The following is a 17,858-nucleotide window of genomic DNA, read 5'->3' as shown; positions in this document are numbered from 1 at the left end:
TTTAAAATGAAAATCAATGTTTCAATAGAAGCTAGAATGACATCAAGTAGATTACCAGGTAAGGTTATGCTTCCTTTAGGTAATACTTTTGTTCTTGATATGATGGTACAAAGAATTAAAAAATCTAAATATGTAAATGATATTATAATTGCGACAACTATAAATAAAGAAGATGATGCAATTGTAGATTTTTGTAAATCAAATAATATTAGTTATTTTAGAGGTAGTGAAGACAATGTATTTGAAAGAGTTTTACAAACCCATGAAGAGTATGAAACAGATATTATTGTAGAACTAACAGGGGATTGCCCTTTCTTAGATTATACAATTGTGGATAAGGTAATAGAAGTTTATTTGAATAACTCATATGACTATGTTAGTAATTGGATTGAGCATACTTATCCTATTGGAATGTCTGTACAAGTTTATAAATATGAAGCATTAAAAGAGATCTCTAAAAAAGAGTTGCAATATGTAGATAAAGAGCATGTTACTCCTGAGTTTTACACAAGTGGAAAATATAATATTTTTAACGTAGAAGCTCCTTCTTCTTTGTACTACCCAGAACTATCTATTACTTTAGATACAAAAGAAGATTATGAAATAATGAGTGCTATTGCAAATCATTTTAATACAATAGATTTTACACTAGATGATATTATTAAGTACGTAAAGTCTAATCCTGAGCTATTAGATATAAATGTACTTATAGAAAGAAAAGGTTTAAGCTAGTGATTAATGTTGCACTATTAGGAATGGGAAATATAGGTTTATTATATGATTATAATAAACAAGATACTAATAGGGCATATTCGCATGCAAAAGCAATATATTTACATAAAGAGTTTGATTTAAAATATGTTGTTGACCCAAGTGATAAGAACATAGGACTTTTAAAAGACTTATTTCCAAATGTAAAGTATTTAAACTCATATGAATTATTAGATACATCTAATATAGATATCTTAGTAATTGCTGCTCCTACAAATTTACATTTTGAAATATTAAATTATTTTAAAAATAGTAATATAAAATTGTTTTTAGTTGAAAAACCACTGTTTTATAATAAAAATGAATATGAAAACTTAGATAATTTTTTTAAAGATAAACTAGTGGTAAACTATATGAGACGATTTCAAGAACCTTTGATTAAATTAAGAGAAGAAATACGAAATGATAAATTTGGATTGATTAATAAAATCATTTTAAATTATGTGAAGGGTTTAAAAAATAATGGCTCACATTTTATTGATTTAATTAACTTTTTATTTGATAGTCCTGAGATAATATCTTCTTCTATCCTTGATAGCTCACTTGGTTTTAGTGAAGAAGATTTGACTTACGATATTTTTATAAAGATTAAATATAAAAATAAAATAGTTCCCATACATTTTATATCACATGATCATACAAAATATAATATTATTGAATTCAAACTTTATTTTGAAAAACAAGTTATAGAGTATATAAATAGCAAACAAAAAATTTCTTATTTTAATATAAATGAGAGTATCGAATATAAGGGCTATAATTTTATAGATGAAAATACTTCTTATGAAAATAATATATCAAAAAAACTAATTTATAATGTATATGAAGAACTTTATTTACATTTGGAAAAAAATAAAACAATAACATCTTCTTACAAAGATGAATTAAGTAATTTTAAATTTATAGAAAAAATATTAGAAAATAAATAAGGATTAAAAATGTCTGTATTAGCAATTAATGGTGGGGACAAAGTAAGAGATAAACTTTTCCCAAGATATAATAATATAGATCAAAATGAGATAAATGAAGTTATAAAAGTAATGCAATCAGGAGTTCTTTCTAAATACTTAGGAGCTTGGCATGAAGACTTTTATGGGGGAGATAAAATACAAGAGTTTGAAAAGGCTTGGAGTGAGTATTTTGAAGTAAAACATTCTATCTCTGTTAACTCAAATACTTCAGGGATAATAGCTGCCTTAGGTGCTTGTGGAGTTGGATTAGGTGATGAGGTATTAGTTTCGTCTTATTCTATGTCTATTTCTGCATCAGCTCCATTATTTTGGAATGCTACTCCTGTATTTTGTGATCTAGAGCCTGAAACTTATTCTTTTTGTATTGATTCAATAAAAAAGAATATAAATGAAAATACAAAAGCAATTGTAGTTGTACATATTTTTGGTTGTCCTTCAAATATGAATGAAATTATGGAAGTTGCAAAAGAACATAATTTATATGTAATTGAAGATTGTGCACAAGCTCCTGGAACTAAATATCATGATAAGTTTGTAGGAACTATTGGGGATATTGGAATTTTTAGTTTAAACTATCATAAACATATTCATACAGGTGAGGGTGGTGTTTGTATTACAAATAACGATACCTTAGCAAATAAAATGCAGTTAATTAGAAATCATGCAGAATCTGTTGTTGAAAACAAAGGTGATATACAACTTGAAAATATGTTAGGCTTTAATTTTAGACTAACAGAGATTCAAGCAGCAATAGGTATTGAACAACTTAAGAAATTAGATACTGAACTTAAAATTAGACAAGAGTATGCAAAATTATATAATGAAGCTTTAGATAAATATAATTTTATTAAAACTGTAAAATTAGATAATAGAACTCACGCTTATTATTTTCAAACATTTCAGTTCTTAGAAGAAATAGCTGGAATTTCAAGAGATAAATTTATTACAGCAGTAAAAGCAGAATTAGAAGCAGTTGAGGGTAGAGAAAATGAAGGTGTTCCTATTGGACAAGGGTATGTTAAACCTTTATATTTAATTCCTATGTTTCAAAATAAGATAGCTTATAATTCAAAAGGATTTGCCTTTAAAGATGAAATATCTTATGAGAAAGGAACTTGTCCTGTAGTTGAAGATATGCATTACAACAAGCTTTGGACTCATGATTTTACAAGAAGTCCTTTATCTTTAGATGATGTAAATGATGTTATTTCTGCATATGTGAAAGTTTGTGAAAATATAGATGAACTTAAATAATCGTATTTTAGTTTTTTCATATGATGCAGGAGGAGCTAATCTTGCAATGGCTTATGCATATTATAAAAATAAAGAAGGTTATGAAGTAAAGTGTTTTCCAAAAGGACCTGCTTTAAAAATATTTGAAAATCATGTACCTTCATTGATTTGTGAGGAAAAGATTGATTTTAAACAAAATGATTTTGTTATAACGGGAACATCAGGAATGCACTCTGATTATGAAATGGAAGTAATAAGAGAGTCAAAAAATATTGTTTATAAAACTATATCTTTATTAGATGCTACAGGTAATTTAAAGATGAGATTTTCAATAAATGGAAAACTTTTAAATGAAGAGTTTTTACCTGATGAAATATTCTATGAAAACAAATTTGATTTTTTAGAGTATCCCCTATTAAAAAATAGGATAATAGAGAAAGAAAATTTATACCTAAAGTATTTAAAAGAAGTTTTTTATAAAACAAAAATGCTTACAAAAAATAAAGATATTCTTGAGCATAAAATGAACTATTTATTAATTCTAACGGAGTATATTTCTGATTTATATGGGGATAAGTTTGGCTTTAATGAATACAATTTTCTTGAAGACATATTAAAAACTATATCTATATTAGATTCAAATATTGTAGTTTTTATTAAATTACATCCAGCAGAAAAATCTAATAAATATGATCAAATCATAAGTAAGTATAAGAATATAAAAATTTATAAAGATGATTATAATATTCAAGAAGTTTTATTTAATTCAAAAATAGTTTTAGGTTTAAACTCTTCAGTTTTTAAAGAAGCTTTAGTTTTAGAAAAACCTATCTATAGTGTTCAAATTGGAGCAAAAAAAAATTTAGATACAATAAAAGAAGTTGAAGTAATTAATTCTTCTGATGAATTAAAAAATATTCTAAATGACTATAAGGATAAGAAGTGAAAGATATTTTTATTGAAGGTGAACAAGTTTATCTTAGAGCATTAAATGAAAATGATTTAAATGGTAACTATGTAAATTGGTTAAATGATGCCGAAGTTTGTAAATATAATGCTCATCATAGATTTGTAAATACTAAAGAAAAAACTAAATCATATATTGATAGTGTAAATAATTCTAATACAAACTTGGTTTTAGCAGTTTGTTATAAAGAAGATAATACACATATAGGTAATATTAGTATTCAAAATATAAATTATATTGATTCTTGTGCTGAATTTGCAATTGTAATGGGTGAAACTGGCTATCATGGAAAAGGTTTAGCTTATGAGGCGGCTAGTTTGATAATCAATCATGCTTTTACCACTTTGAATCTACATAGAGTTTACTGTGGTACAAGTAGTGAAAATACTCCTATGCAAAAGTTAGCACTTAAGTTAGGAATGGAAAAAGAAGGTCATCAAAAAGAGGCTATGTTTAAAAATGGTAAGTATGTAGATATTTTACTATATGGACTTTTAAATAAGTAGAAAAAATTCTACTTATTTACTTACTGCTTTTTTAATATTTTTTAGTAAGTCAACTAAAGAATCACACCAATAATCTCTAATTTGAGCAAGATTTTTTGGAGTATTTAATTCTCTTTGTTCTAAATTTAATGTGAAGTTAATATAAATATCAATTAATTCAATATACTTTAGGAATATATTTCCAAATATTCCACTTGACATAATTTTATTTTGTTCTAAAATCCATATCATAATATCTAATTTAGATTCTAAGAAATTATTTTTAGAAGAAATCTTTACTTTTTTATATTTTGTTACTTTTTTTATTATTCTATTTATAATTTTAATATCGTCTTCAAAGTCAATATCATCAATATCATTGATTGAAATACTATCAATAACTTCTTTTATATTAAACTCTTTTCTTTGAGAATCTTCAATATTAATATCTTCAATATTTAAAGGAATTAGTCCTTCTATATATGCTCCATCTGAAAGGTTATATGCTTTAAATTCTTTTTCATTTACTACAGTATGAAGAAATGCTTCATAATCTTTTTTGAATGTAAATAAATCTCTATTTGTTTTAACTGTATCTGTTAGATTCCCTTTTACTTCAATAACATCAGTAAAAGAAATTGTATTTTTTTCATTTTCATTTTTTTCTGACTCTTTATGTTCATCAACATGTGTATGTCCACTATCTTTTGCATATCTATTTCCTGTTTCTTGCTCAAAGGCTGCATCACTACCAATTAAATATAGTTCATTAGCATCTAGTAGTAATCCCATTGCAAGGGAGAATGTACCAACATTTGCTAAAGACATTGCGTATCCAATTTTTTTAGAAATGTAATAAACTTGTGAAAAGTAAACATTTAAGTGCTTAACAGTATTTAATACAGTCTCATCTTGTTGAGATAAGAAAATAATTGCACTATTTTCTAAGAAATTTTCATCTTCTGTTTTAAAGAACTCTGCAACTAAATGTGATGGATCAATAGATACTACAATATCTGGAATAACTTTATGTTTTTCTAATTTTTTAAGAATTACATCTACACAGATAATTATAAATTTATCTTGATTCTCATATATCCAATCTATATGATTATCAACAGAAGGTCCTCCACTAATTAGTAAAACTTTTTTATTTTTTAAAGGTGTATGTTCTTCTATTAAACTTTTTTGTAAGAAGTTTTCTTTTTCATGCATAAATTCTAATGTTCGTGAAAACACCTGTAATATACTATTAAATGAGAATGCCCCTGCATGATTATGAGAATAAAAACCTATAATTTCATCTAAGATATATTCATAATCAATCCAGAATAAATGATGTTTAATATTATAGTTCATATATGAATGATAAGCAGTAAATGTACTTAATGTATATTCTCTTTGAACTTCTGTTTCTCCAATAGATAAAAACAGTTTTTTGTTTCCTTGTTCAAATATAGAATAATCTGTTGTAAATAAACTAAGCCTAAATAATTCAGTACTTGGTTCAATTATTAAAGTATTCATTGAGTCAATTTTTTTATAGATCTCATGAACATGAACACCAACACCAACACCTATAAAGATATATTTATAAATCTTTGAAAAAGTTATATTTTCAAAATCAATTTTTTTATTTAGATAATCAACTAAATGAACTGTTGCTCCATGAGAACCCATTAATGCAAATTTATTTGTTGTTGGTTCAACTCTTAATAAATCTAAAGAGTGATGTTTCGTAAAATTTGTTATATTTGCTCTTTTATCAGCTTCATCATAACTGTTAAATCCATAAATAAATTCATTTGACTCTATATTTAGAATATCAAAGTATCCTTCAGTTTTATATTCTAATGAATACTTCTCCTTGTGGATTCCTTTTTCAATGTTATCAGATAACTTATTAACTTTTTCAAAAATTTGTGGATGGTTTTCTTTAAGAAAATTAAGATTATTAAAATAAAGATTTAGTAGTGTTTGGTTAAATTCTTCGATTTCTTCTTGCATAAGGTGCCTTCATATTAGTTAGTAAGATTGTACAGAAATTTTATAAAACTTATTCTTAGATTATTATTTTATGTTTAGTATGCCTAAGATTACTTCTATTGAAGTAATCTTAAAACATTTTGTTGTGTGGCATTTGATTGACTCATAGCATAAGTACCAGCCTGAGCAATAATATTTTGTTTATTGAAGTTAGCAGACTCCGCTGCGTAATCAACATCTCTAATAACAGATTCAGCAGCTTTAATATTAGTTTGCTGAGTCATTTGGTTTCTAACAGCTGACTCTAATTGATTTTGAGTAGAACCGAAGTCCGCTCTCCATCCATTTAGTGTATTTAATGCACTGTCAACATCATCAAGAGATGCTCTTGCATAAGCTGCATCAAAAGTTGCAGAAACTATTACATCATCTGTAATTGTATCTAGTGTTAAACCAGTTGTTGTCGACTGTACACCTGTTGCTGTCTGAATAGTATCCGCAGAATTTTCACCCATTTGGAATGTAAGCTGACCAGCAGCAGCACCAGAATTTGCACCTTCTAAAAGTTTAGTACCATTATAATTAGTTTGTTCAGCAATATTATTTAACTGACTTAATAATTTATTGATATCTTTACCAATTGCTTTTCTACCATCATCAGATGTAGTATCAGTAGCAGCTTGGATAAGTTTAGTTTTAACAATATCTAAAATATTAGATTGCTCAGCCATAGCTTTATCAGCGATTTGCGTTAAAGCAACAGCCGAATTACCATTTGAAATTGATTGACCAATAGAATTAGCTTGAGTTCTTAGTTTATCAGCAATTGCTAAACCAGAAGCATCATCACTAGCTTTATTAATTCTCAATCCCGAACTTAATTTCTCTAATGAGCTTCTTAAGTTGTTTTGTGTGTTAGCTGCACTCTCTTGTGAATTTAAAGAGGCAACATTTGTATTAATTCTCATAATAAATCCTTTTATATTAAAAGATTTACCCTGACGCGGGAGCCTGAAACATTCTCATGTTATTGAGCATAGAAAGAGAGCTTTCTTCGGAATCCATTGACCCCTAAATTAAAAGTGTTTCAATCTCTTATCCCTAAATACGAATACAAAATTTCTAAATACTATTGTAATAATCTCGTAACATTTTGTTGAACAGCATTAGCTTGACTCATAGCATAAGTACCAGCTTGAGCAATAATGTTCTGTTTGTTGAAATTAGCAGACTCCGCTGCGTAATCAACATCTCTAATAACAGATTCAGCAGCTTTAATATTAGTTTGCTGAGTCATTTGGTTTCTAACAGCTGACTCTAATTGATTTTGAGTAGAACCGAAGTCCGCTCTCCATCCATTTAGTGTATTTAATGCACTGTCAACATCATCAAGTGATGCTCTTGCATAAGCTGCATCAAAAGTTGCAGAAACTATTACATCATCTGTAATTGTATCTAATGCTAAACCAGTTGTTGTCGACTGTACACCTGTTGCTGTCTGAATAGTATCCGCAGAATTTTCACCCATTTGGAATGTAAGCTGACCAGCAGCAGCACCAGAATTTGCACCTTCTAAAAGTTTAGTACCATTATAATTAGTTTGTTCAGCAATATTATTTAACTGACTTAATAATTTATTGATATCTTTACCAATTGCTTTTCTACCATCATCAGATGTAGTATCAGTAGCAGCTTGGATAAGTTTCGTTTTAACAATATCTAAAATATTAGATTGCTCAGCCATAGCTTTATCAGCGATTTGCGTTAAAGCAACAGCCGAATTACCATTTGAGATTGATTGTCCAATAGAACTAGCTTGAGTTCTTAATTTATCAGCGATAGAAAGACCAGAAGCATCATCAGAAGCTTTATTGATTCTAAGACCAGAACTTAATTTCTCTAAAGAGCTTGATAAGTTGTTGTTAGTATTTGTTGCAGCTTCTCTTGCATTAAGTGAAGCAACGTTTGTATTAATTCTCATAATAAATCCTTTTATATTAAAAGATTTACCCTGACACGGGAGCCTAAAAACGTTCTTGTTTCACCAAGCATAGAGTTAACCACTCTTCGGAATTAATTAATTCCTATAAGGCATAATGTTATTATTACACACCAATTCTTAAAATTAGATTAAAATAATTTAAAAATTGATCTAAAATGAAATGCCAAGATTACTTCTATTGAAGTAATCTTAAAACATTTTGTTGTGTGGCATTTGATTGACTCATAGCATAAGTACCAGCTTGAGCAATAATATTTTGTTTATTGAAGTTAGCAGACTCCGCTGCGTAATCAACATCTCTAATAACAGATTCAGCAGCTTTAATATTAGTTTGCTGAGTCATTTGGTTTCTAACAGCTGACTCTAATTGATTTTGAGTAGAACCGAAGTCCGCTCTCCATCCATTTAGCGTATTTAATGCTGTATCAACAGTTGCCATGAAACCTCTTGTATCTCCAGCACTAAATCCTGTAGTTGTTCCAGCTGAAGCTGCATCTTTAAGAGCACTTAAAGCTAATCCAACAGTGTTAGATTGAACACCTGCAGTTGTTGCAATAGTATCTGCTAGGTTTTCACCCATTTGGAATGTTAATGCAGTTCCTGATGCAGTACTTGCTTCAGAAGCTTGTAACAATTCTGTTCCATTATAGTTTGTTTGACTAGCAATATTATTTAACTGACCTAATAGCTTTGTAATATCTTTACCAATAGCATCTCTACCTTCTTGTGAAGTAGTATCAGTACTAGCTTGAACAAGTTTAGTTTTAACAATATCTAAAATATTAGATTGCTCAGCCATAGCTTTATCAGCGATTTGCGTTAAAGCAACAGCCGAATTACCATTTGAAATTGATTGACCAATAGAATTAGCTTGAGTTCTTAGTTTATCAGCAATTGCTAAACCAGAAGCATCATCACTAGCTTTATTAATTCTCAATCCCGAACTTAATTTCTCTAATGAGCTTCTTAAGTTGTTTTGTGTGTTAGCTGCACTCTCTTGTGAATTTAAAGAGGCAACATTTGTATTAATTCTCATAATAAATCCTTTTATATTAAAAGATTTACCCTGACGCGGGAGCCTGAAACATTCTCATGTTATTGAGCATAGAAAGAGAGCTTTCTTCGGAATCCATTGACCCCTAAATTAAAAGTGTTCCAATCTCTTATCCCTAAATACGAATACAAAATTTCTAAATACTATTGTAATAATCTCGTAACATTTTGTTGAACAGCATTAGCTTGACTCATAGCATAAGTACCAGCTTGAGCAATAATGTTCTGTTTGTTGAAATTAGCAGATTCAGCTGCGTAATCAACATCTCTAATAACAGATTCAGCAGCTTTAATATTAGTTTGCTGAGTCATTTGGTTTCTAACAGCTGACTCTAATTGGTTTTGAGTTGACCCGAAGTCCGCTCTCCATCCATTTAGTGTGTTAAGTGCTGTATCTATATCATCAAGAAAACCTCTAGCTGCAGTTGCATCAAAGTCAGCTGATAATCCTGTTGCTACAGCTGATTGAATATCATCTACTAATAATCCAGAAGTATTTGAAGTTACTCCAGATTTTGTTTCAATAATATCTGTAGCTGTTTCTCCCATTTGGAATGTAAGTTTTCCAGCAGAGTCTGTACTTGTTGAAGTTGCTTGTAATAATGTAGTACCATTGTAGTTTGTCTGTTTTGCAATGTTATTCAATTGATCCATTAATTTATCAATATCTTTACCAATTGCTTTTCTACCTTCATTAGATGTAGTATCAGTTGAAGCTTGAATAAGTTTAGTTTTAACGATATCTAAAATATTAGATTGCTCAGCCATAGCTTTATCCGCAATTTGCGTTAAAGAAACAGCAGAATTACCATTTGAGATTGATTGTCCAATAGAACTAGCTTGAGTTCTTAATTTATCAGCGATAGAAAGTCCAGAAGCATCATCTGATGCTTTATTGATTCTAAGACCAGAACTTAATTTCTCTAAAGAGCTTTGAAGGTTGTTGTTAGTATTTGTTGCAGCTTCTCTTGCATTAAGTGAAGCAACGTTTGTATTAATTCTCATAATAAATCCTTTTTACTTGAAAAGATTTACCCTGACACGGGAGCCTAAAAACGTTCTTGTTTCACCAAGCATAGAGTTAACCACTCTTCGGAATTAATTAATTCCTATAAGGCATAATGTTATTATTACACACCAATTCTTAATATTAGATTAAAATATTAAAGAATTGGTGTGTAATGAAATGCCAAGATTACTTCTATTGAAGTAATCTTGTAACATTTTGTTGTATAGCATTCGACTGACTCATAGCATAAGTACCAGCTTGAGCAATAATATTTTGTTTATTGAAGTTAGCAGACTCCGCTGCGTAATCAACATCTCTAATAACAGATTCAGCAGCTTTAATATTAGTTTGCTGAGTCATTTGGTTTCTAACAGCTGACTCTAATTGATTTTGAGTAGAACCGAAGTCCGCTCTCCATCCATTTAGTGTATTTAATGCACTATCTACATCAACTAAAAGTGCTCTTGCTGAACCAGCAGATGCAAATCCTGCAGCAGCAGAAGCTTGTGCACTTGCTAAACCTAATCCAACAGTATTAGACTGAACACCAGCCGTAGTTGCAATTATGTCAGCAGCATTTTCACCCATTTGGAATGTTAATGCAGTTCCAGCACCTGTATCAGCTGCTGATGCTTGTAATAATTCAGTACCATTATAATTTGTTTGTTTAGCAATATTATCTAATTGACTTAATAATTTATTAACATCTTTACCAATTGCAGCTCTACCTTCATCTGAAGTAGTATCAGTAGCAGCTTGAACAAGTTTAGTTTTAACAATATCTAAAATATTAGATTGCTCAGCCATAGCTTTATCAGCGATTTGCGTTAAAGCAACAGCCGAATTACCATTTGAGATTGATTGACCAATAGAATTAGCTTGAGTTCTTAGTTTATCAGCAATTGCTAAACCAGAAGCATCATCACTAGCTTTATTAATTCTCAATCCCGAACTTAATTTCTCTAATGAGTTTCTTAAGTTGTTTTGTGTGCTTGTTGCATTCTCTTGTGAATTTAAAGAAGCAACATTTGTATTAATTCTCATAATAAATCCTTTTATATTAAAAGATTTACCCTGACGCGGGAGCCTGAAACATTCTCATGTTATTGAGCATAGAAAGAGAGCTTTCTTCGGAATCCATTGACCCCTAAATTAAAAGTGTTTCAATCTCTTATCCCTAAATACGAATACAAAATTTCTAAATACTATTGTAATAATCTCGTAACATTTTGTTGAACAGCATTAGCTTGACTCATAGCATAAGTACCAGCTTGAGCAATAATGTTCTGTTTGTTGAAATTAGCAGACTCCGCTGCGTAATCAACATCTCTAATAACAGATTCAGCAGCTTTAATATTAGTTTGCTGAGTCATTTGGTTTCTAACAGCTGACTCTAATTGGTTTTGAGTTGACCCGAAGTCTGCTCTCCATCCATTTAGTGTATTTAATGCACTATCTACATCAACTAAAAGTGCTCTTGCTGAACCAGCAGATGCAAATCCTGCAGCAGCAGAAGCTTGTGCACTTGCTAAACCTAATCCAACAGTATTAGACTGAACACCAGCCGTAGTTGCAATTATGTCAGCAGCATTTTCACCCATTTGGAATGTTAATGCAGTTCCAGCACCTGTATCAGCTGCTGATGCTTGTAATAATTCAGTACCATTATAATTTGTTTGTTTAGCAATATTATCTAATTGACTTAATAATTTATTAACATCTTTACCAATTGCAGCTCTACCTTCATCTGAAGTAGTATCAGTAGCAGCTTGAATAAGTTTAGTTTTAACAATATCTAAAATATTAGATTGTTCAGCCATAGCTTTATCAGCAATTTGCGTTAAAGCAACAGCTGAATTACCATTTGAGATTGATTGACCAATAGAGCTAGCTTGAGTTCTTAATTTATCAGCAATTGCTAAACCTGATGCATCATCAGAAGCTTTATTGATTCTAAGACCAGAGCTTAATTTCTCTAAAGAGCTTTGAAGGTTGTTGTTAGTATTTGTTGCAGCTTCTCTTGCATTAAGTGAAGCAACGTTTGTATTAATTCTCATAATAAATCCTTTTATATTAAAAGATTTACCCTGACACGGGAGCCTAAAAATGTTCTTGTTTCAACAAGCATAGAGTTAACCACTCTTCGGAATCAATTAATTCCTATAAGGCATAATGTTATTATTACACACCAATTCTTAATTTTAGATTAAATGTAATAAAAATTGATCTGAAATGAAATGCCAAGATTACTTCTATTGAAGTAATCTTAAAACATTTTGTTGTGTGGCATTTGATTGACTCATAGCATACGTACCAGCTTGAGCAATAATATTTTGTTTATTGAAGTTAGCAGACTCCGCTGCGTAATCAACATCTCTAATAACAGATTCAGCAGCTTTAATATTAGTTTGCTGAGTCATTTGGTTTCTAACAGCTGACTCTAATTGATTTTGAGTAGAACCGAAGTCCGCTCTCCATCCATTTAGCGTATTTAATGCTGTATCAACAGCTGCCATATAACCTCTAGATGCAGCTGCATCAAATACAGCAGATGTTCCACTTGCTGCAGCAGACTTTAATGCTGTAAGGTCAAGCCCAGATGCATTTGATCTTACTCCTGCTGTAGTTGTAATTGTATCATTAGTAGTTTCACCCATCTGAAATGTTAATGCTGTTCCTGCTGCTCCACTTATTGTAGCATCAGCTTGTAATAATGTAGTTCCATTATAGTTTGTTTGACTAGCAATATTATTAATTTGATCTAATAATTTACTAACATCCTTACCAATTGCTTCTCTACCTTCTTGCGAAGTAGTATCAGTAGCAGCTTGGATAAGTTTAGTTTTAACAATATCTAAAATATTAGATTGCTCAGCCATAGCTTTATCAGCGATTTGCGTTAAAGCAACAGCCGAATTACCATTTGAGATTGATTGACCAATAGAATTAGCTTGAGTTCTTAGTTTATCAGCAATTGCTAAACCAGAAGCATCATCACTAGCTTTATTAATTCTCAATCCCGAACTTAATTTCTCTAATGAGTTTCTTAAGTTGTTTTGTGTGCTTGTTGCATTCTCTTGTGAATTTAAAGAAGCAACATTTGTATTAATTCTCATAATAAATCCTTTTATATTAAAAGATTTACCCTGACGCGGGAGCCTGAAACATTCTCATGTTATTGAGCATAGAAAGAGAGCTTTCTTCGGAATCCATTGACCCCTAAATTAAAAGTGTTCCAATCTCTTATCCCTAAATACGAATACAAAATTTCTAAATACTATTGTAATAATCTCGTAACATTTTGTTGAACAGCATTAGCTTGACTCATAGCATAAGTACCAGCTTGAGCAATAATGTTCTGTTTGTTGAAATTAGCAGATTCAGCTGCGTAATCAACATCTCTAATAACAGATTCAGCAGCTTTAATATTAGTTTGCTGAGTCATTTGGTTTCTAACAGCTGACTCTAATTGGTTTTGAGTTGACCCGAAGTCCGCTCTCCATCCATTTAGTGTGTTAAGTGCTGTATCTACATCATCAAGATAAGCTCTTGATGCTGCTGCACTTAAGTTTGCAGCTCCACCTGATGCGTCATCTTTAAGTCCACTTAACGCTAAACCTCCAGTATTTGATCTTACTGTTCCTGCTGTTACAATTGTATCTGTACTAGCTTCACCCATTTGGAATGTTAATGCAGCAGCAGAATCTCCTGCACTGGCACCTTCTAATAAGGTAGTACCATTGTAGTTTGTCTGACTAGAGATATTATTTAATTGTGTTAATAATTTATTAATATCTTTACCAATTGCATTTCTACCTTCATCTGAAGTAGTATCTGTAGCAGCTTGGATAAGTTTAGTTTTAACAATATCTAAAATATTAGATTGCTCAGCCATAGCTTTATCAGCGATTTGTGTTAAAGCAACAGCAGAGTTACCATTTGAGATTGATTGTCCAATAGAACTTGCTTGCGTTCTTAGTTTATCAGCAATTGATAAACCAGATGAATCATCAGAAGCTTTATTGATTCTAAGACCAGAACTTAGTTTCTCTAAAGAGCTTGATAGATTATTATTTGTATTTGTTGCAGCCTCTCTGGCTTGCATAGAGGCAATATTTGTATTGATTCTCATAATAAATCCTTTTATTTTAAAAGATTTACCCTGACACGGGAGCCTTAAGACATTCTTGTTTCAACAAGCATAGAGGTTACCCTCTTCGGAATCCATTGATACCTATATTATATTATTTAAAATAATATAGAAATTCTTAATTTGATTAAAAATTCCTATATCATTTTTCTTATAATTAAGACTACTTCTTTAGAAGTAATCTTAAATTAGTAGTTAAGTGAATTTTATACAATATTTTAATTTATTAAAAAACTAATAAATATTATTGTAATAATCTCGTAACATTTTGTTGAACAGCATTAGCTTGACTCATAGCATAAGTACCAGCCTGAGCAATAATGTTCTGTTTGTTGAAATTAGCAGATTCAGCTGCGTAATCAACATCTCTAATAACAGATTCAGCAGCTTTAATATTAGTTTGCTGAGTCATTTGGTTTCTAACAGCTGACTCTAATTGGTTTTGAGTAGAACCGAAGTCCGCTCTCCATCCATTTAGTGTATTTAATGCACTATCTACATCATCTAAGAATGCTCTTGCTGAACCTGCAGATGCAAATCCTGCAGCAGCAGAAACTGATAATGTATCTAAAGTTAAACCTGTTGTAGTAGACTGAACTCCAGCAGCAGTTGCAATTGTATCAGAAGCAGTTTCACCCATTTGGAATGTTAATGCAGTTGCAGCAGCAGCTGAGTTTGCACCTTCTAAAAGTTTAGTACCATTATAATTTGTTTGCTCAGCAATGTTATTTAATTGCGCTAACAATTTATCAACATCTTTACCAATTGCAGCTCTACCTTCATCTGAAGTAGTATCAGTTGAAGCTTGAATAAGTTTAGTTTTAACGATATCTAAAATATTAGATTGTTCAGCCATAGCTTTATCAGCGATTTGCGTTAAAGCAACAGCCGAATTACCATTTGAGATTGATTGTCCAATAGAATTAGCTTGAGTTCTTAGTTTATCAGCAATTGCTAAACCTGATGCATCATCAGAAGCTTTATTGATTCTAAGACCAGAACTTAATTTCTCTAAAGAGCTTTGAAGGTTGTTGTTAGTATTTGTTGCAGCTTCTCTTGCATTAAGTGAAGCAACATTTGTATTAATTCTCATAATAAATCCTTTTTACTTGAAAAGATTTACCCTGACACGGGAGCCTAAAAACATTCTCATTTTATTGAGCATAGAGTTAACCACTCTTCGGAATCAATTAATTCCTAATAGGTATCATATTATTATTACACACCAATTCTTAATATTAGATTAAATATTAAGAATTGATCTGAAATGAAATGCCAAGATTACTTCTATTGAAGTAATCTTAAAACATTTTGTTGTGTGGCATTTGATTGACTCATAGCATAAGTACCAGCTTGAGCAATAATGTTTTGTTTATTGAAGTTAGCAGACTCCGCTGCGTAATCAACATCTCTAATAACAGATTCAGCAGCTTTAATATTAGTTTGCTGAGTCATTTGGTTTCTAACAGCTGACTCTAATTGATTTTGAGTAGAACCGAAGTCCGCTCTCCATCCATTTAGTGTATTTAATGCGCTATCTACATCATCAAGGAATCCTCTTGCACCTGCAGCAGTAAAATCTGCTGATAGTCCAGTAGTAACACCTGATTGTAATCCACTTAATGATAAACCTGAAACAGTTGCTCTTACTCCTGAAGTAGTTGCAATAGTATCATTACTTGTCTCACCCATTTGGAATGTAAGATTATTAGCAGATTGTCCTGCGGCACCAGCTAATAGTGTTGTACCATTATAGTTCGTTTGTGTTGCAATATTATTTAATTGATCCATTAATTTATCAATATCTTTACCAATTGCTTTTCTACCTTCATTAGAAGTAGTATCTGTAGCAGCTTGGATAAGTTTAGTTTTAACAATATCAATTATATTAGACTGCTCAGCCATAGCTTTATCAGCGATTTGCGTTAAAGCAACAGCCGAATTACCATTTGAAATTGATTGACCAATAGAATTAGCTTGAGTTCTTAGTTTATCAGCAATTGCTAAACCAGAAGCATCATCACTAGCTTTATTAATTCTCAATCCCGAACTTAATTTCTCTAATGAGCTTCTTAAGTTGTTTTGTGTGTTTGTTGCACTCTCTTGTGAATTTAAAGAGGCAACATTTGTATTAATTCTCATAATAAATCCTTTTATATTAAAAGATTTACCCTGACGCGGGAGCCTGAAACATTCTCATGTTATTGAGCATAGAAAGAGAGCTTTCTTCGGAATCCATTGACCCCTAAATTAAAAGTGTTCCAATCTCTTATCCCTAAATACGAATATAAATTACTAAATACTATTTGTATAAATCTCGTTATATTATAAAACGTTAAAAGTAATACTAAAAAGTATTACTTAAACTAAATTATTGAAGTAATCTAGTAACGTTTTGTTGAACAGCATTAGCTTGACTCATAGCATAAGTACCAGCTTGAGCAATAATGTTCTGTTTGTTGAAATTAGCAGATTCAGCTGCGTAATCAACATCTCTAATAACAGATTCAGCAGCTTTAATATTAGTTTGCTGAGTCATTTGGTTTCTAACAGCTGACTCTAATTGATTTTGAGTAGAACCGAAGTCCGCTCTCCATCCATTTAGCGTATTTAATGCTGTATCAACAGTTGCCATATATCCTCTTGCTGCACCCGCACTAAACGCAGCAGCAGTACCACCAGAAGCGGCACCTGATTTAATAGCTTCTAATCCTAAACCAGAAACATTAGATTTAACACCAGCTGTTGTTTGAATAATATCTGTAGCAGTTTCACCCATTTGGAATGTTAATGCCGTTGCACTAGTTCCTGTAGAAGACTCTAATAAAGTAGTACCATTATAATTTGTTTGGCTAGAAATATTATTTAATTGAGTTAACAATTTATCTATATCTTTACCAATTGCAGTTCTACCTTCTTCTGAAGTAGTATCAGTAGCAGCTTGAACAAGTTTAGTTTTAACGATATCTAAAATATTAGATTGTTCAGCCATAGCTTTATCAGCGATTTGTGTTAAAGAAACAGCAGAATTACCATTTGAGATTGATTGACCAATAGAGCTAGCTTGAGTTCTTAATTTATCAGCAATTGCTAAACCTGATGCATCGTCTGATGCTTTATTGATTCTAAGACCAGAACTTAATTTCTCTAAAGAGCTTTGAAGGTTGTTGTTAGTATTTGTTGCAGCTTCTCTTGCATTAAGTGAAGCAACGTTTGTATTAATTCTCATAA

Annotated in this window: 17 protein-coding genes; 5 read left to right on the top strand and 12 right to left on the bottom strand. The window is 30.7% G+C overall.

The window, feature by feature from the left end:
* The first annotated feature begins 6 nt into the window (after nucleotides 1-6).
* From ALEK_RS16375 to ALEK_RS16355, 5 genes are read left to right on the top strand one after another with little or no spacing between them, the layout of a single operon-like run.
* Nucleotides 7-732 (top strand): cytidylyltransferase domain-containing protein, encoded by a 726-nt coding sequence (locus tag ALEK_RS16375; protein ID WP_071627946.1) that lies wholly within the window; start codon nucleotides 7-9, stop codon nucleotides 730-732.
* Complete coding sequence (locus tag ALEK_RS16370; protein ID WP_071627945.1) at nucleotides 732-1,700, top strand: Gfo/Idh/MocA family protein; 969 nt, start codon at nucleotides 732-734, stop codon at nucleotides 1,698-1,700. Before ALEK_RS16375 ends, ALEK_RS16370 begins: the two co-directional genes overlap by 1 nt.
* Before the next feature lie 9 nt (nucleotides 1,701-1,709).
* Complete coding sequence (locus ALEK_RS16365; RefSeq protein WP_071627944.1) at nucleotides 1,710-2,996, top strand: DegT/DnrJ/EryC1/StrS family aminotransferase; 1,287 nt, start codon at nucleotides 1,710-1,712, stop codon at nucleotides 2,994-2,996.
* Nucleotides 2,983-3,921 (top strand): capsular polysaccharide export protein, LipB/KpsS family, encoded by a 939-nt coding sequence (locus ALEK_RS16360; RefSeq protein WP_071627943.1) that lies wholly within the window; start codon nucleotides 2,983-2,985, stop codon nucleotides 3,919-3,921. The genes ALEK_RS16365 and ALEK_RS16360 overlap by 14 nt, the downstream gene beginning before the upstream one ends.
* Nucleotides 3,918-4,448: a GNAT family N-acetyltransferase gene (locus tag ALEK_RS16355; RefSeq protein WP_071627942.1), complete on the top strand. Its 531-nt coding sequence runs from the start codon at nucleotides 3,918-3,920 to the stop codon at nucleotides 4,446-4,448. The genes ALEK_RS16360 and ALEK_RS16355 overlap by 4 nt, the downstream gene beginning before the upstream one ends.
* 12 nt (nucleotides 4,449-4,460) lie before the next feature.
* Here ALEK_RS16355 and ALEK_RS16350 read toward each other — a convergent pair whose 3' ends face one another.
* The 12 genes from ALEK_RS16350 to ALEK_RS16295 form a co-directional block, all read right to left on the bottom strand.
* Nucleotides 4,461-6,434, bottom strand: a complete 1,974-nt coding sequence (locus ALEK_RS16350; protein WP_071627941.1) for a 6-hydroxymethylpterin diphosphokinase MptE-like protein — start codon at nucleotides 6,432-6,434, stop codon at nucleotides 4,461-4,463.
* A 95-nt stretch (nucleotides 6,435-6,529) separates the two neighbouring features.
* The gene (locus ALEK_RS16345) at nucleotides 6,530-7,381 is read right to left on the bottom strand and encodes a flagellin N-terminal helical domain-containing protein (protein ID WP_173424171.1); all 852 of its coding nucleotides are present in this window, start codon (nucleotides 7,379-7,381) and stop codon (nucleotides 6,530-6,532) included.
* Between the two features lie 161 nt (nucleotides 7,382-7,542).
* Entirely contained in the window at nucleotides 7,543-8,394 is an 852-nt protein-coding gene (locus tag ALEK_RS16340; protein WP_173424170.1) for a flagellin N-terminal helical domain-containing protein, read from the bottom strand.
* A gap of 196 nt (nucleotides 8,395-8,590) precedes the next feature.
* The gene (locus tag ALEK_RS16335) at nucleotides 8,591-9,451 is read right to left on the bottom strand and encodes a flagellin N-terminal helical domain-containing protein (protein ID WP_173424169.1); all 861 of its coding nucleotides are present in this window, start codon (nucleotides 9,449-9,451) and stop codon (nucleotides 8,591-8,593) included.
* 161 nt (nucleotides 9,452-9,612) lie between these two features.
* Nucleotides 9,613-10,473, bottom strand: coding sequence for a flagellin N-terminal helical domain-containing protein (locus tag ALEK_RS16330; RefSeq protein WP_173424168.1), 861 nt, complete (start codon nucleotides 10,471-10,473; stop codon nucleotides 9,613-9,615).
* A 196-nt stretch (nucleotides 10,474-10,669) separates the two neighbouring features.
* Nucleotides 10,670-11,521, bottom strand: coding sequence for a flagellin (locus ALEK_RS16325; protein WP_173424167.1), 852 nt, complete (start codon nucleotides 11,519-11,521; stop codon nucleotides 10,670-10,672).
* 161 nt (nucleotides 11,522-11,682) lie between these two features.
* On the bottom strand, nucleotides 11,683-12,534 hold the full coding sequence (locus tag ALEK_RS16320) for a flagellin (RefSeq protein WP_071628311.1): 852 nt from the start codon (nucleotides 12,532-12,534) through the stop codon (nucleotides 11,683-11,685).
* Between the two features lie 195 nt (nucleotides 12,535-12,729).
* Entirely contained in the window at nucleotides 12,730-13,593 is an 864-nt protein-coding gene (locus ALEK_RS16315; protein ID WP_173424166.1) for a flagellin N-terminal helical domain-containing protein, read from the bottom strand.
* Between the two features lie 161 nt (nucleotides 13,594-13,754).
* On the bottom strand, nucleotides 13,755-14,609 hold the full coding sequence (locus ALEK_RS16310; RefSeq protein ID WP_173424165.1) for a flagellin N-terminal helical domain-containing protein: 855 nt from the start codon (nucleotides 14,607-14,609) through the stop codon (nucleotides 13,755-13,757).
* 262 nt (nucleotides 14,610-14,871) lie between these two features.
* Complete coding sequence (locus tag ALEK_RS16305; RefSeq protein WP_108064107.1) at nucleotides 14,872-15,720, bottom strand: flagellin; 849 nt, start codon at nucleotides 15,718-15,720, stop codon at nucleotides 14,872-14,874.
* A gap of 194 nt (nucleotides 15,721-15,914) precedes the next feature.
* Nucleotides 15,915-16,769 carry a flagellin N-terminal helical domain-containing protein gene (locus ALEK_RS16300; RefSeq protein ID WP_173424164.1) on the bottom strand — a complete coding sequence of 285 codons (855 nt, stop codon included), beginning with the start codon at nucleotides 16,767-16,769 and terminating at the stop codon, nucleotides 15,915-15,917.
* Nucleotides 16,770-16,998: 229 nt separating this feature from the next.
* Complete coding sequence (locus ALEK_RS16295) at nucleotides 16,999-17,856, bottom strand: flagellin N-terminal helical domain-containing protein (protein WP_108064112.1); 858 nt, start codon at nucleotides 17,854-17,856, stop codon at nucleotides 16,999-17,001.
* Nucleotides 17,857-17,858: the final 2 nt, after the last annotated feature.

Source organism: Poseidonibacter lekithochrous (genome assembly GCF_013283835.1).
GTDB lineage: Bacteria > Campylobacterota > Campylobacteria > Campylobacterales > Arcobacteraceae > Poseidonibacter > Poseidonibacter lekithochrous.
This window is presented reverse-complemented; position numbering and strand designations above follow the sequence as displayed.